The sequence below is a fragment of the Chloroflexus aurantiacus J-10-fl genome, assembly GCF_000018865.1.
Classification (GTDB): Bacteria; Chloroflexota; Chloroflexia; order Chloroflexales; family Chloroflexaceae; genus Chloroflexus; species Chloroflexus aurantiacus.
In genome coordinates this window covers 2,020,747-2,036,240 of the sequence record NC_010175.1, presented here as the reverse complement: position 1 = coordinate 2,036,240, position 15,494 = coordinate 2,020,747, and the positions used below count along the sequence as shown (strand labels likewise).

Here is a 15,494-nt window from a genome sequence, read left to right as displayed (position 1 = left end):
ATGCTTGGTGGATAGACAACCAGCCTGGAGGATCTTTCGATAAAGAGAAAAAGCACTGAAAAAGGGGTGAGGAGAGAAGTTGTTTCACGACAGACCTTTGAAAAGGTTTAGAAGCGACGATCCATACATTACTACGACGTTTCATCGTAAACTACGGGGTGATCGTGAGCGTTGTTTAACCATCGCTACATACCCTGTAGCTTGTGCAAACCCGACCGGGAGAGGGAATGCCCCGCGCAACGCACCCGATAGAGACGTGTAATGAGGTCCTGGTTTTCTACTGATAGCCTGGCTACAATCTTCGTCATATAGACTGCATTTGTACGAATTGCATAGTACTATAGATGTATACACTTCAGCATAGGATACAGGCAGCTCTGGCAGTGATGGCGTGTTACGAGTGACATATTCTTCACTGATAACTCAATCGTTGTAAGGAATTTGTTCGTTCGATGGGGTATAGTGAGAGTGGTCACGAAACGAGTGAGGTACCCTGCTATGAACGTTGTCAAACCGAAATCGCACCATCTTGATAATAAGACAGAGCGCATGCTCACCATCTTTGCCGAGCGTCGTTTTCAGCGCACCCGCGCCAATCAGCGTTTGCGACTGGCCTTATCGTGGTGGGTGATTCGTACCAAACTGCTCTCACGTCTTAAGCGAGTGTTGGATGTGACGGTTGCGGTGATTGCGATTATTTTGACGTCGCCAATCATGCTGATGACAGCACTGTTAATCAAACTCGAGTCACCGGGACCGGTGATCTTCAAACAGGTGCGTGTCGGCAAAGATGGCGAACATTTCTATTGTTATAAATTCCGCTCGATGTACGTTGATGCCGAGCAACGGCTGCGCGAATTGCAGGCCAAAAATGAAGCCGATGGCCCGGTATTCAAGATGAAGCGCGACCCGCGTGTAACCCGAGTCGGTCGGGTGATCCGGAAGCTCAGTATCGACGAATTGCCACAACTCTTTAACGTACTGAAAGGCGAGATGAGTCTGGTTGGGCCACGCCCTGCCTTACCGAGCGAAGTCGCGAAATATACCTATGAGCAGATCGGGCGCCTGCACGCCATTCCTGGCATCACCGGTTTGCAACAGGTGTCAGGGCGAAGCGATCTCGACTTTAAGCGTTGGGTTGAGCTGGATTTGCAATATATTGCCGAGCAAAGCATCTGGAAGGATATTGAAATTCTGTTACGCACCATTCCGGCGGTTCTGCTGGGACGAGGTGCTTACTGACCGGGAAGAACACCATGCGCAAACTGCTCGTTATTCTGGGTGTGCCGATTGATAACTTGACCATGGCTGAGGCGCTTGATCGCTGCGATGAGTTTATCGCGGAAGGTCGGGCAACCGGTCGTCTCCATCAGATTGCGACGGTCAACGCCGATTTTGTGGTCAATGCGCTGCACGATCCCGAACTACGGCGTATCTTGCAAGAGGCGGATATGGCGACTGCCGATGGGATGCCGCTGGTCTGGGCATCAAGGCTATTGGGAGGGCCACTGCCGGGGCGCGTCACCGGGGCCGATATGGTGCCGGCACTGGCTGAACGGGCAGCCCAGCGCGGTTATTCGATCTTCTTTCTGGGTGCGCGGGAAGGCGTAGCGGCAAAAGCAGCAGCTATCTTGCAAGAGCGGTATCCCGGACTTAAAGTCGCCGGTGTTCTGTCGCCACCCCCCCGCTCAGTCCTGGAAATGGATCGCTCGATTGTCGAGACGGTGAAGGCTGCCCAACCAGATATTTTGCTGGTGGCTTTCGGTAACCCGAAACAAGAGAAGTGGATTCGCATGTACGCCCATGATCTGCGGGTACCAATTGCCATTGGTGTTGGTGGTACGTTTGACATGATCGTTGGCGTTACCAAACGCGCCCCGCTGTGGATGCAACGCAGTGGGCTGGAATGGGTGTACCGACTCGTCCAGGAACCTCGCCGCTTGTGGAAGCGATATGTTCACGATTTTGTCTACTTCGGGTATTTCTTTTTCCGGCAGTGGTGGGCAATGCAACGGGGAAGTGCCCTGAGTATGGTGCCCAACCCGGAACCAGCGCAGGTGCCGCCACCAATCGAGCCGGCAGCCCCACCAATACCGTGGCCGGTGCTGACTGTCGGGCATCGCCTTGACGTTAATAACCTGGAGTCATTCAGACAGGAAGCGTACCGACTGTTGGGTGAACAGCATTATCTCATTCTCGACCTGAGCCAGACCCAATTTCTCGACAGTTCAGCACTTGGCGCCCTGGTTGCTCTGGCCAAGCAGGCGCGCGCTAAAGGCGGCGATCTGTTCCTGCTTAACGTGCAGGAACCAATTCTCCGCATTCTCGACTTGCTCAAACTGGATCGCTTCTTTGAGCGCTTTCCTGATTTGTCGGCCATCGCAGACCGGATCACTCAGGAACAACACCCCCTGCCGGCATCGTCAACCACAACGCACGGCTGGACGATTATATCTGCACCGCGCCTGTTTGATGCGGCAACCGCAACCACCTTCCTGAACGAAGCCAGCGCAAAACTTGATCAAGGCGAACGTCTGATTATCGATTGCAGTGGTACGACCTTTATGGCCAGTGCCGGCATGGCTGCGCTGGTCAAACTCGACCGACTTGCCCGCGAGCACAACAGCGCCCTCCGCCTTGCCGGTTGTTCACACGATGTGCTGCGGACACTGCAACTGGTACGCCTCGATCAGGTCTTACACATCTTTCCAGATGTCACGGCGGCAACAACGGCACCTTTGCCTGACACCTCTGTAGCCACTGAAGGAGCCTGAACCGATGACTATTGCTTTCATCATTGCTACGGCTGAAGAGCGTCGGTTGGCCCCCTTAACCGACGTTGCACCTGATGTGTTATTACCGATTGTTGACCGCCCGGTGATGGCGACCACGATTGAAATTCTGGCCCGCGCCGGTATCAAACGTATTCTGATTGCGCTCCACGAACAGAGTGCTCCCATTACTGCGGTGTTCGGTAGTGGCAGACGTTGGGGTGTTGATATCGAGTACGTTTCACTGAACGAAGCGTGGGCAGATGGCGGTGCGCTGCGCTGGGCAGCGCCCCTTATTCACGAGACCTGTCTGGTCATTCCGGGAAACGCGATTATTGATGTTGCGATAGAAGCAGCGCTTGATCATCACCAGCGGCAGGGAGCACTGCTGACGGCGATTACCCATCAACCTCACCCGCATCAGGCCACACCATATGCCGTGGTCGCGGCTGATGGTCAGATCGGTGCCGTGCTCGAAACACCAACCGGGGCTGATGTCGTTGCCCTTACCGGAGCGTATATTGTTGAGCCGGCGCTGATTGAACACATCCCGCTGCGCAGTCGTTGTGTTATCGCCACCGATCTGCTACCGCGCTTGATTGCCGGGCAAACACCGGTACAGAATTTTACCTTCAGCGGTTACTGGAATCCGCTCACGACACTGACCGACTATTACGCAGCTCAACAGGTCTTCCTCTACAGCGCCTATCGAGCACTTGATCCCAACCTCACCGACGGACCTGCGGACACGGTTCGCTACCCTTCGCTCAGCGGACGCAAAATTGCCCCAGGCATCTGGGTTGGGCGTAACGATTCGATCCATCCGAGTGTACGGATTGCGCCCCCCCTGTACATTGGCGACAACTGCTGGATCGGGCGTGAGGCTGAACTCGGCACGGGAACGGTCATCGGTAGCGGTTGTATGGTCGATGATGAAGCCACCGTCACGGCCAGTATTGTGTGGAGCGACACCTACGTGGGACAACTGGTCAATCTCAATCAACGGATTGTCTATCCTGGGATGATTGTAGACCCGGATACCGGTGAGCAGACGGCAATTGTCGACGCCTTTCTCATCGGGCGGGTTTCAGCAGTGACCGCTAGCGTTGGGCGATTTGCCAGTTTCCTGAATCGGCTCGCTGCGCTTCTGCTCTTGATCCTGCTCAGCCCATTGTTTTTACTGACGGGTATCCTGGCTGCTCTGGGGAGTGGTGGACGACCACTGGTGGGGGTCGCACGGATTGGTGAACGAATTATCTTGCCTGATGGTCACATGACTCTGCGGCCTTTCACACTCTGGCGCTGGCACACGCGCCACGCAGACGGGCGCTACCGCTGGTTTGGTAGATGGCTGGAAACGTATGAATTGCATCGTTTACCAGAACTCTTAAGTGTCCTGCGTGGCGACTTGCAACTGGTCGGCGTCAAACCCCTGACACCAAATGAGGCAGCGCTGTTAAACGAAGAGTGGCAGCAGCGACGGCACGATGTGCCGCCTGGAGTGACCGGTTTGTGGTATGTTCAGGCTTCATCCGATGATCTCGATACAGTGATTATTGCCGATGTATACTATAGCGCGACACGCTCGTGGCGAAGAGACCTTGACCTGTTGGTTCGGACCCCGGTTGCCTGGCTACGCCGGGTAACAAAGGCGCATCAGACTGTCAGATCGTCATTGACACCCGATCTGACCCTGCCACCTAACCGATAGGTCAGTTTGTCGCCGTCACTAACCGGCAGTTTGCGCTACTTAAGGAGGATTTAGACTATGGAAATGAAGCCACGGATGGTCGGGAATGTGGCAGTCCTTGCCATTACAGGCCGACTTGATGCCAATACAGTACCACCGGTCCAACAGTGGCTGGAACAGGCGACAGGCGCACCTGGGGCACGGGTACTGGTTGATCTGAGCGAAACGACGTTTGTTGACTCAACCGCTCTGGCAACCCTGGTTTCGGCATTGAAGCGTTGCCAGCAGGGACAAGGCGAATTTGCGCTGTGTGGTCTGCGACGGCCCGTGTTAATGATATTTGAACTGACCAGACTCGACAAAGCGTTCACTATTTTTGTTGATGCCGATCATGCACTGTCCGTTTTGAATGCCTGAGAGAACTTCCATGCTCGTCTCGTTGCTCAGCTCGCAGTATACACGCTTTCAGGCCATGGCCGAGGCCTGGTTAGCGCAGGGAGCACAAACGTTTGGCGTTTACGAACAGGGGCGTCCATTGGCCTATTGGCCGGCAGGTCAGCGTATGCTCCCGCCTGATCTGACAGCGGCTATCTATCGCTACGATGAAGTCATCGGTGAACTGCGACTGACCGGCTTACGCGACGAGGCAGCACGGCAGCGGTTACAGGCAGAGGCGGGGCTGATTAGCTATATCGTCCAGCTTGAGCATGAACTGCAATGCATGACCGCCGATCTGGTTACCAGTCAGGATCAGCAACTGGCGTTGTATCGATTAACCCAGGCCATGCGCGATCTGGTAACCATTCGTGAAACGCTCCAGGCCGTCGTCAATGAAGCACTTCGCATGCTCAAAGGGCGAGCCGGGTTTGCAACGTATGTTGCTGCCAATGGTGGTGAACCGATTGTCGTGCAATCTTCAGCCTGCGGCTTGAACAACGAGGTCATCTGGCGCCTGTATTGGCAACTACAGACAGAAGATCGGCCACTGCTGCTCAGAGAAGATGATGGCGATTTGCGACGACCACCCGGCGTTCACAACTTACTGCTGCTGCCAATACGGGTGCGCGGCATGATGATGGCGAGCCTGGGGATTATTGATCGTGCCGAAGGCTTTGGCACACCGGAGCTAAAATTAGGCCGTGCGATTACCGATCAGGCTAGCGCGCAAATTGAGCGGATTCTCCTGTACCAGGAAATGGTTGAGCAGGCCAGACTACGCAGTGAGATGGATCTGGCCCGGCGTGTCCAGACCGATCTCTTGCCCCGCACATTACCGGAAGTAGCCGGTCTGGACATTTACGCATATTCGCGGCCCGCACTCCAGGTGGGGGGTGATTTCTTCGATTTTATCAACATCCCCAATCACCCCTTCATCTTCACGATTGGCGACGTAAGTGGCAAAGGGGTCTCTGCCGCTTTGCTCATGTCGATGACCCGCACCGCCCTGCATAGCAAAGCGCAATTTATGCCATCGCCGACGCCGGCATCGGTGATGCGGCAATCCAGTGAAGATCTGTACAACGATTTTACCCGGATCGGCGTCTTTGCAACTATCTTTGTTGGTCAGTATGACCACAGCAATCGTGAAATTATGTATACCAATGCCGGTCATGCCCCGGTCATCTACCGGCCATGCCACGGTAAGGCAGAGTTGCTGTTAGCCGACCACACAGCAGTTGGTGTACTGCCGGTGAACAACTTTCAAAACCGTTATCTGGCGATGAGGCCGGGTGATCTGCTGATTGTTGCCACCGATGGCTTTAGCGATGCCCGCAATGCCGATGATGAACTGTTTGGGATTGATCGTCTGTTAGCGGCTGTCGATGAGCTGGCCGAACAACCGGCACGGGCAATTGCCGATGGTTTATTTAGCGTGGTTGATCGGTTTAGTGCCGGTCATCCCCAGGATGATGATCAGACAATCATCGTAATCAAAGGAGCGGCGCTGTGAGCCTGCAACACAAGGAAGTGATCCGGCTCGATCTGCCGGCCCGGTATGCCTATTTGCATCTCCTGAGCGAAACAATTGCAGAGTTGCTCCGACAGGTAGATGCAGTCAATGAAACGCTGGTATACAATATACAGCTCGCAGCCCACGAAGTCTGCACAAACATCGTTAGCCATGCCTATCACAATCGGCAAAACGGTGAGGATCGGATCAGAGTGACACTCGTCTTGCATCCACAGCCGGCTCGCCTGGAGATTGAGTTGCATGATACGGGTGATTCGTTTGATCCGGAGCTGGTACCACAACCCAATCTGGTCGAAGCCCAAATTCATGGCTATGGCCTCTTCTTAATCCGTCACTTGATGGATCACGTTGCATATACATCGCGTGCGGATGGTAACTACTGGCATTTGGTGAAGTATCTGGTATCGGGGAGATAAACGTTATGACGACAATTATGATAGTTGATGATTACGTTCCCAGCCATCGGCTGATGAGTTTTGTCCTCGAACAGTACGGTTATACAGTGGTTACCGCTATCGATGGTGTCCAGGCTTTACGTCACCTGGATACGTATGCCGTCGATCTGGTAGTCACCGATTTGACGATGCCGCGGATGGATGGCATTGAGCTGGTACGTGAAATGCGCGCCAATGAACGCTTTAGTGGTATACCGGTCATTATCGTTACCGGTAGTGTTGAAGAGCGGGATGCAGTAAAAGCAGCCGGCGTTGGAGTCAACGCCTTCCTCACCAAACCGGTCGACTCGGACGATCTGATTCACGAAGTAGAGCGGCAACTCCGCGGCGAGGCACTTCGGCGCACTGCATAAACACGGGCTGACCCGAATGGTGAACCAGCAAACGGATGCTTTGTAGCGCAGGTGACGGTCTCGTTAACTACGACTAGCCCTCATTTCAGCAAAGTGTTAACTTGTAGCCGTACACTGCTGCCGTCAACGGCGGTTAGATCAGGCGGGCAGCAATGTTATGAATACGACAACCGTAGATGTCGTGATCTCAACGTATGGGCGAGGGGCAGCGATTGATGCCACTATTGCCAGCTTACGGCGGAGTACCTATTCGCAATTCATCCTGTGGGTGCTTGATCAGAGCGAAGATGATCGAACCGAACAATGTGTACGTTCCCATGCCGAGTCTGATGAGCGTATCCGGTATGTGCGGCGACCCGTGCGTGGCATTTCGGCGACCCGTAATGCCGGCGTAGCAATGGGGAATACGCCGTACATTCTGTTTACGAATGATGACTGCGTGCTCGATCCGAACTGGATTGGCGCCCTGGTTGCAGAGCTACACGATCCGCAGACCTGGCTGGCATTCGGGGCTGTTTTACCGGGGCCGCATCAAGAGGGTGCCGATGAACTGGTGCTGGGAACGTGCAATGGTTCCCGTCATGTTTTTCAGCACAATCGCTTCAATTTAGCGTTCGGTCATGGCCATAACATGGGTGCTTGCCGTGATGCCTTTGAACGACTCGGTGGCTTTGATGAATTGATCGGCGCCGGCGCGCCGCTGGGTGCCTGGGAAGAGCGCGACCTGGGGTATCGAGCATTGAAGGCTGGTGGACGAATCGTCTTCACCCCAGAGGCAATCGCCTATCATCACCACTGGCAAAGCTGGCAAGGTGCACGACGCAGCTTTCGCGCCTACGGCATTGGTGCCGGCGCAGTTGCCGGCAAATATTTGCGCTGCGGCGATACAGGTGGCATTGTGATCCTGGCCGAATGGTTGTTTAGTCAGGGATTGCGCCAGATTGCTTCGGGAATTATCAAGTGGCATCGCCGGGATAAAGTGCTGTTGGGCCTCGATCAGCTTTATTACCCCTTCGTTGGCTTACGCAAAAGCCTGAACTACCAAATCAATCCTGAAACGTGTTGCTACATCGCACCAGATCGGGTGGCTGGTGCCGACCCATCACACAGGGGAGTTTTACCGTGAGTAGCCATGCAACCTCGCCGGCGCCGATCAGTGGCGCCCGGCTGGCCCGTAATGCCAGCGCAATGATGGCAGCACAATTGCTGACGTGGGCAATGGCGTTCCTGGTGGCCATTTTTCAGCCTCGTATTCTGGGACCGCTGGCAATCGGTCAGCTCTCTATTGCCCTCTCGATCTGGATGATCGTCGGTGTGTTGATCACCTTTGGCATGGACACCTACCTCACAAAGGCGGTGGCCCGTGAACCCCATCGTACCGGTACCCTGGTAACAACCAGTCTGCTGGTACGCACCGCTCTGTGGCTTCTCGGTTGTCTGGCCGTCTTTGGCTATGATCTGGCCGCCGTCTCTGCCGATCCGACCCAGACGGCACTGATCTGGATCATTGGTCTCATGACCCTCTTCTCGGTGTTGAGTGGTGGGCTGATTGCAACCCTGAACGGTCTGGAGCAGACGCATTATGTATCGCTGGTGACGGTGGCAAGCAAGATTGTGCTGACGGTCGTCAGCCTTGGCTTGCTTTTTGCCGGCTTTAATGTAATTTGGATCGGCTGGGCGAATGTGCTGGCAGCCGTAGTTGCTTTCCTCGGCGACGCATTTTTCCTCTTTCGCCAACACCGACCACAGTGGCGAGTTGATCTGCGAGCAGCAAAGCAAATGCTGCTCGATTCGAAACAATATCTGGTGACAGCACTAACGCTCATGGTGTATCAACAGATTGATCGGCTCTTCATCGCCATGTTTGCTTCGACCGAAGCTGTTGGCTGGTATGGCACTGCTGTCAATCTGTTCGGTACATTAATGTTCTTTCCGGTGGCAATTGGGACGGTGATCTTTCCAACTTTAACCCGCCGGTTTGCCGCCGGCCAAGAACATCTAACGATGGCGGCCCGTCCGATTTTTAACATAATGCTGGCATTGAGTATACCCATCGGTCTGGGATTGCTGGCGCTGGCCGAACCGATTGCGCTATTACTCTACGGCGAAGCATTTCGTCCAACCGGGGTGGTGCTGGCGGTGTTAGGCCTGGTCTTGATCTGCACCTACCTGAACACCGTCCTGAGCCAGTTGTTGATTGCTGCCGAGCGAACTGCGGCACTCAATGTGATCATGATCGCAGCGACGGTGGCGACGTTGCCGTTGGATTTTGTGCTGGTGCCCTGGACCGATCAGGTGTTTGGGAACGGCGCTTTGGGTGGCGCACTGGCCTACACGGTGACTGAATTAGGCATCTTGATTGCCGCAATAAAGCTGCTGCCGAGAGGCACGCTCAATGCCCAAAACTGGCGAGCAGGATTACTCACGAGCATGGCCGGGGTAGGGATGGTTCTCTCGATCTGGTGGCTACGTGACTCGACCTTCTTCTTCCTCGGTGTACCATTAGGGGCAGTCGTATACGTGGGGCTGGTACTGGCACTGCGGGCATTGCCTGACGAAGATATGACGATCATCAAAGACGCGCTGAGCAAGGTGATTGAACGTATCCCCTTCCTGCGCGGGAAATTGCGTGCGGTGCAGCCTGAGCCGTGATCCCGAAGCTCGCCTGGATAGACTAAGAGAGCATCGGGGCGATCATGTGAGTCGCGCATATGCCAACACCCGGTATCATTTACACGATACCGGGCAATTATTATTAACCCAGGTTGCTACCTTTGTCACCACAGAGGCACGGAGGACACAGAGGATAGGTATTACCTGAGTTGCAGCCTTGAGGCGTGACGTAGCGCGTCGATGGGAACTGGATTCTACCCACATCGTTCAGGCATGTACGCTGCAGGGTGTTACGCGACGTCGTGCTGTTCATCCTGGCAGTCAGCCTTGGCCTGCTCACAGAATAGGTGGCAATTTGGGTTATTATTATCAGGCTACTTTGGATTGGCCCTATGACACTCGCAACGATTGACATCATCGCCAGTGGCCCCTTGCTAACCATTCAAGATGGTGGACGGCTCACAGCCCGACGCTACGGCGTGCCACCGGGAGGGGCCATGGATCGATTCGCCCTGGTAGCAGCGAATCGTCTGACCGGCAATCTTCCAGACGCACCACTGCTCGAATTGACCGCCGGCGGGGTGAGCATGCGCTTCAACAGTGCAATGCTGATAGCGCTGACCGGTGCCGATCTCCAGGCCCGGCTCAACGAGATACCACTTGCACCATGGCAAAGCGTGGTAGCCCCGGCAGGCAGCATCCTAAACCTGGGCGGACGCCAGGGTAGCTGGGGCGGACGTGCTTATCTGGCGATAGCCGGCGATCTCGAAGCTGAGTGGGCGGTTGGTGGTGCAGGCACCTGTCTTGCCGGTGGATTTGGCGGGTATCAGGGCCGCGCATTACGGGCTGGCGATCAGATCAAGGTCCGGACTCGCGCATTAAATGGAGAGAATGGATACCGTTGGTGGCCGACAGATCGGCGTCCACCGTACTGCGCCCACCCCTGCCTGCGCGTCCTCCCCGGCCCGCAACGTGATCTGCTGCCAACGGCCTGGGAGTCGCTCCTTTCACAAGACTTTCAGCTCGATCAGGCTGCCAGCCGCCAGGGGTATCGCCTGAGCGGAGCGACCCTTCCAGTTCATCACCTGTCACTACCCTCATTTGGCGTTATACCGGGCGCAATCCAATTACCGCCCGATGGTCGACCCATTTTGTTGATGGCCGATGCCCAAACGACCGGTGGTTATCCGGTGATTGCGGTGGTTATCGGTGCCGACCTGCCGCTGGCTGCACAACTCTTGCCGAACGACCGACTACGTTTTGCTGAAACTGACCTGGCTACGGCCCAGGCAGCATGGGCCGAACAGACCATGTGGCTCGCCGCCGGTCCCGCCGATGACGAGGATATCCAGCTACTTGCCCAGGCCGGAGCATTGGGGTGACACTGGTGAATTGTGTTTTTCTGTAGGGGCGGGTTTGGAACCCGCCCCTACAGCCCCTCTCGCCCCGACGGCCAACCGGTGACACTGGACGCGCGGCGATATGCGTGGCTCATCAGACCTGCGCTATGCCATCATCGCAATCATCACATTACTGAGCACCAACACCAGAATGATGCCAAGTGCCGATGGCGCTGCCCAGCGCCCGAGACGGGCAAAGGGGCTGCGGGCACCAATCAACAGATGGGCAACGACGGCGGTAGCAAAACCAAGCAGTGGGTGGAGGATAAAGGGGAAGCTGAGAAAATAGTCTACACCGGCAAAAATACCAACCAGCCAGTAGATCAGACCTAGTGTCACCTGAATATCGATCAACACCGGGAAGATGCGTGCCACCGGACTACGAGGTGCGTTCGGGCGATAGGTGAAGGCAAGGTAGATGGCTGCGGCAACTATCAGAACCGACAACACCTCGCGACCGAAGATCGCGTGAATGGAACGAATGGTGGCAAAGATTGGGTCCATAACATCATGCTCCTTAGACGAAGGGAATCAGGCACTGTCTTCTCTTCGACAGCGCTGATACATTCAGCAAATTCATCGTACAAATTATCACAAAGGTTGTCAAATCGGCTCGTTTTGCCGGATACGATGGTAGAGGGCTTCTGTTTCGGGGAGAGGCTCTATCCCTAATTCCTCGCGTAACGCCTGCACACAGCGCGTATAAGAACGTATCGCCTGTGACCGACTTCCGGCCCGTGCATGTGCTCGCATTAGCAGTTGATACGCCTCTTCATAACCCCGGTCACGCCGGAGCACCTGTTCGGCGATTTGAATGGCTTCGTTATGCCGTCCCTCGGCACTCAATTGTTCGCCATACGCGACCGCCGTTGCCAGATACCGGGCCAGAAGTCGTTCGCGCTCCTCAATCGTCCAGGGATCGTACAATGCTTCGGCAAGATAGTCGCCGCGATAGAGTTGTAATGCGGCCTGTGCACTGCGACGAGCAAAATCCGGATCGGTACTTGTCAATGCGCCACTGGCCCGTAGCTCAAATTCATCCACATCAATCCACGCCCCAAAAGAAGGGGCAAAGCTGTACGCCAGCCCCTGCCGACGGATGAAGAAAGGGGGAACACGGGGCGGACGATGCGGTTCGAGCGCAGCATTCAATGTATTCAGCGTCACCTTGAACTGACGTTCAGCAGCCTCCAGATCGGCGTCAGGCCAGAGCCAGGCGCAAATCTGTTCGCGTTGCACCCAATTGCCGCGCATGGTTAACAGAAGCTGAAAGAGCTGCTTCGCTTTTTCGCGTTGCCACTCGCGGGCCTGAATCTCCTGATTCCCGCGCCAGACCCGGAATGCTCCCAGCATCTGTACCCGCAATGTAAATCCTGGATGATAGTCATCGACCGTATCATCAGCAGCAATGGAAGGAAAACCCTGGCGGAGCAGGTACATGGCGGTATCTCGATGTACCGGCATCGAGCGCGCCCGTAAGAGCAATGGTACCAGCGCAGCAATATCGCGCGGGCCAAAGAGGCTGGGTCCAATCAAGACACTTTCGTAACCATATTCGACGGCCTCGCGTATTACTTGATCAACAAGCTGATCAACCTCTGTTGTCCGTCCGGCCCGTAACGCAGCCAGCGCGCGCCAGAGATGAACGAGAAACAGGCCAAACGTATCACGACCGGTCTGAAAGCGTTTCTCGGCCTGATCAAGCCATTCGTAGCCGCGCGGATCATCGGCCATCAGCGTCACACTTCCCAGCGCGAGCAAGATGAGCGCAGCGACCCATTCATCACCAGCCGAGGCGGCCAGGAGCAATCCTTCGCGTGCATCGGCTTCAGCACGCGCCAGATCACCGGCGTGGCCGTGCAACAACGTCAATCCCAGGTAACCCTCAGCCCGGGTCCGTGGAACACTCACTTGTTGCAGCAGGCGCAAGCCCCGGCTGTAATGCTGACGTGCGATCTGCTCGTCGCTACGGGCAATCACCTGATAGGCGTGGCCGAGGCGTAATTCAGCAATCGCTTCGGTCACCGGATTATGACTCTGTTGAGCTTCGCTGAGCATACGGTGTGCAAAGGCCAGGGCCTGGGGGCCAATACCGAGGAGTGCATGTATCAGTGCCAGCAACAGCAGCGGCTCACGATGGGCTGAGGCACGAACCAGCGGGCGCTCCATCCAAAGACGCTCTTCGAGCAATTGGCGAGCTTCACGCAACCGCCCGGATCGTAGCAATAAGCGTGGTTGCAGGGATTCGACTCGTGCCTGATAGACATCTGTTAATCTGTACGCCTCGGCCATCCTGTACGCAGCACGTTCCAGGCGCTGCCCAATATCGACACGACCGCGGTTTGCCCAATTTTCGGCCTGCATCAATAGCAACTCAATGCGTTCGGCACCAAACTGGCGTGGCAGTAGTTTCAGGGCACGGCGCAGCAAATCGGTAGCTGGCGCCGGCTGTACTGTATCAAGATAGATCGCAGCCTGGCCTCGCAGACAACGAGCCTGACCGAAACGATCACTCACGGCAGCAAAGGCGCGTTCAGCCCGCCGATACGCAGCCAGTGCTGCTTCCAGTCGATTCAGTTGATGAAACGCTGCGGCTTGAATCTCGATCAATTCAGGCGACTCATCACCGGACAGAGCCAGGCGTCGCATCCAATCTAACACTGCCTCGGCCCGCCGTTCGGCCAGGAGTTTGCGCGCAAGCGGGAGAAAGGTTGCCACTGCGGCCGGATCGCCAGCCGCAATCTGGTGGTACAGCGCGCTTTCGTGATCGCCACGTTGCTGGAAGTAGATCGCCGCCTGGCGATGGAGCTGGGGCCATTCTGGATCAGCAGCAGCTTTGCGGGCCAGCCATGCGGCAATGATAGGTTGAAACTGCACTCCCCGTTCACCAAATGGCGTAACAAACAAACGCCGACGTTGCAATTCGGCAATCAGTTGTGAGGCATTCAGGGATGGATCAAGAGCGCTACAAGCATCGGCATCGATCCAGCGCAAACCGGCGCTACGTTGCAGACAACGACGCAGCAGCGGCGGCAACGGTGCAAACACCTCGCGTTCGAGATACTCATCCAGCATTGGTGATGGCTGATCACGCAAGCCAAGCGCACGCCGCCAATCGGTGGCATCAAGGGCAATGCGCAAAGCCAATGCCCACCCGCCACTAAGCGAAATCAGTTCATCGAGGTCGGTCGGCGCTGAACGACCTGCCTGATGCCAGAGCGCCATCGCCTCTTCAGCCTGAAAAGCAAGGTCAGCAGGTTCTATCAACAACACTTCGCCGCGTAGCCGCGCTGTCGCAATCAACGGTGAAACCGGCTCGCTTCTACCCGCCAGCACCAGATGGAGACGAGGTGGCTGGGCACCGATCAAGCGCTCAATTAACGCCCGTAGATCCGGTCGTTCGTCGATCAGATGAGCATCATCGATTACCAGTAACGTCTCATCATCAAGTTCGCTGGTTAATACATTGATCAGGGCATCAATAGTCGCGGGCGGATTGTCGGTATCGAAAGCAACAACTCGACTTAGTGCAGCAACCAGGTGGCGGAGCAGGCTGGCGGGATCATCACTCGCATCGGCACGACACCAGGCAGCCGGCCAGCCGCCATGGGTTGCCAGCATTGCCAGCGCCACCGTCTTCCCGCTACCGGGTGGTGCCACAACTATCGTGAGTGGCGCTTCGAGGGAAACCGCCAGACGTTGTTCGACGCGGCTCCGCCGTATACGGTGCAACGGCGCCGGCGGTGGTAGCAGACGAGGTCGTAAGAGATATTCGTTATACTCACCTGTAACCGCTTGTGATACCATGATAGCGGCAGAGATCGTATATATGTAACCCGATTCTTAATACGTCCTATTGTACACAAGGTCAGATACAATGTCGAACAACGAAGAACGCCATCAACCAGGCAATGATCAATCGGTCACACCGGACATAACCGACCCAATGTTTCAATCGATTCGGGCGTGGAATGAACTCCTCGCCGCCAGTACGGATATGGCATTTGATTTAGTGCTGAAACATTGGGACTACAGTCGTAGTCTGCGTCATTCGACTGAACAGGCCGTTGCTGACGCGATTCGCACCCAGCAACGCTTGAGCCAGGAGATGATGCAGGCGTGGCAGGGATACGTGGGTGATATTCAAACCATCATCCAGCGCATGCGGAAATAAAACGTAGCGCTGTCATCTGACAGACCATCTGACAAATTTCGATGAGCCAGCGAGGGCGGAAGCTAT

Annotated in this window: 13 protein-coding genes; 11 read left to right on the top strand and 2 right to left on the bottom strand. The window is 55.6% G+C overall.

Annotation, left to right across the window (positions count from 1 at the left end; genetic code table 11):
* Nucleotides 1-498: 498 nt before the first annotated feature.
* From CAUR_RS07695 to CAUR_RS07650, 10 genes are all read left to right on the top strand, one after another.
* Nucleotides 499-1,242: an exopolysaccharide biosynthesis polyprenyl glycosylphosphotransferase gene (locus CAUR_RS07695; protein ID WP_012257359.1), complete on the top strand. Its 744-nt coding sequence runs from the start codon at nucleotides 499-501 to the stop codon at nucleotides 1,240-1,242.
* 14 nt (nucleotides 1,243-1,256) lie between these two features.
* Nucleotides 1,257-2,774 carry a WecB/TagA/CpsF family glycosyltransferase gene (locus CAUR_RS07690; protein ID WP_012257358.1) on the top strand — a complete coding sequence of 506 codons (1,518 nt, stop codon included), beginning with the start codon at nucleotides 1,257-1,259 and terminating at the stop codon, nucleotides 2,772-2,774.
* 4 nt (nucleotides 2,775-2,778) lie between these two features.
* Nucleotides 2,779-4,482: a sugar transferase gene (locus tag CAUR_RS07685; protein ID WP_012257357.1), complete on the top strand. Its 1,704-nt coding sequence runs from the start codon at nucleotides 2,779-2,781 to the stop codon at nucleotides 4,480-4,482.
* 57 nt (nucleotides 4,483-4,539) lie between these two features.
* Nucleotides 4,540-4,878, top strand: a complete 339-nt coding sequence (locus tag CAUR_RS07680; RefSeq protein WP_012257356.1) for an STAS domain-containing protein — start codon at nucleotides 4,540-4,542, stop codon at nucleotides 4,876-4,878.
* 10 nt (nucleotides 4,879-4,888) lie between these two features.
* A complete protein-coding gene (locus CAUR_RS07675) occupies nucleotides 4,889-6,412 on the top strand; it encodes a PP2C family protein-serine/threonine phosphatase (RefSeq protein WP_015909064.1) in 1,524 nt (507 codons plus the stop codon).
* The gene (locus CAUR_RS07670) at nucleotides 6,409-6,849 is read left to right on the top strand and encodes an ATP-binding protein (RefSeq protein ID WP_012257354.1); all 441 of its coding nucleotides are present in this window, start codon (nucleotides 6,409-6,411) and stop codon (nucleotides 6,847-6,849) included. The genes CAUR_RS07675 and CAUR_RS07670 overlap by 4 nt, the downstream gene beginning before the upstream one ends.
* A gap of 5 nt (nucleotides 6,850-6,854) precedes the next feature.
* Complete coding sequence (locus tag CAUR_RS07665) at nucleotides 6,855-7,241, top strand: response regulator (RefSeq protein ID WP_012257353.1); 387 nt, start codon at nucleotides 6,855-6,857, stop codon at nucleotides 7,239-7,241.
* 157 nt (nucleotides 7,242-7,398) lie between these two features.
* Nucleotides 7,399-8,367: a glycosyltransferase family 2 protein gene (locus tag CAUR_RS07660; protein WP_012257352.1), complete on the top strand. Its 969-nt coding sequence runs from the start codon at nucleotides 7,399-7,401 to the stop codon at nucleotides 8,365-8,367.
* Complete coding sequence (locus CAUR_RS07655) at nucleotides 8,364-9,893, top strand: flippase (protein ID WP_012257351.1); 1,530 nt, start codon at nucleotides 8,364-8,366, stop codon at nucleotides 9,891-9,893. Before CAUR_RS07660 ends, CAUR_RS07655 begins: the two co-directional genes overlap by 4 nt.
* Nucleotides 9,894-10,246: 353 nt before the next feature.
* Nucleotides 10,247-11,236 carry a 5-oxoprolinase subunit C family protein gene (locus CAUR_RS07650; protein WP_012257350.1) on the top strand — a complete coding sequence of 330 codons (990 nt, stop codon included), beginning with the start codon at nucleotides 10,247-10,249 and terminating at the stop codon, nucleotides 11,234-11,236.
* A 123-nt stretch (nucleotides 11,237-11,359) separates the two neighbouring features.
* On the opposite strand, the gene CAUR_RS07645 is transcribed toward CAUR_RS07650, so the two are convergent.
* Nucleotides 11,360-11,758: a hypothetical protein gene (locus CAUR_RS07645; protein WP_012257349.1), complete on the bottom strand. Its 399-nt coding sequence runs from the start codon at nucleotides 11,756-11,758 to the stop codon at nucleotides 11,360-11,362.
* A gap of 99 nt (nucleotides 11,759-11,857) precedes the next feature.
* Nucleotides 11,858-15,061, bottom strand: coding sequence for an AfsR/SARP family transcriptional regulator (locus tag CAUR_RS07640; RefSeq protein ID WP_012257348.1), 3,204 nt, complete (start codon nucleotides 15,059-15,061; stop codon nucleotides 11,858-11,860).
* Between the two features lie 70 nt (nucleotides 15,062-15,131).
* Here CAUR_RS07640 and CAUR_RS07635 point away from each other — a divergent pair, with 70 nt between their 5' ends.
* A complete protein-coding gene (locus CAUR_RS07635; protein ID WP_012257347.1) occupies nucleotides 15,132-15,428 on the top strand; it encodes a hypothetical protein in 297 nt (98 codons plus the stop codon).
* Nucleotides 15,429-15,494: the final 66 nt, after the last annotated feature.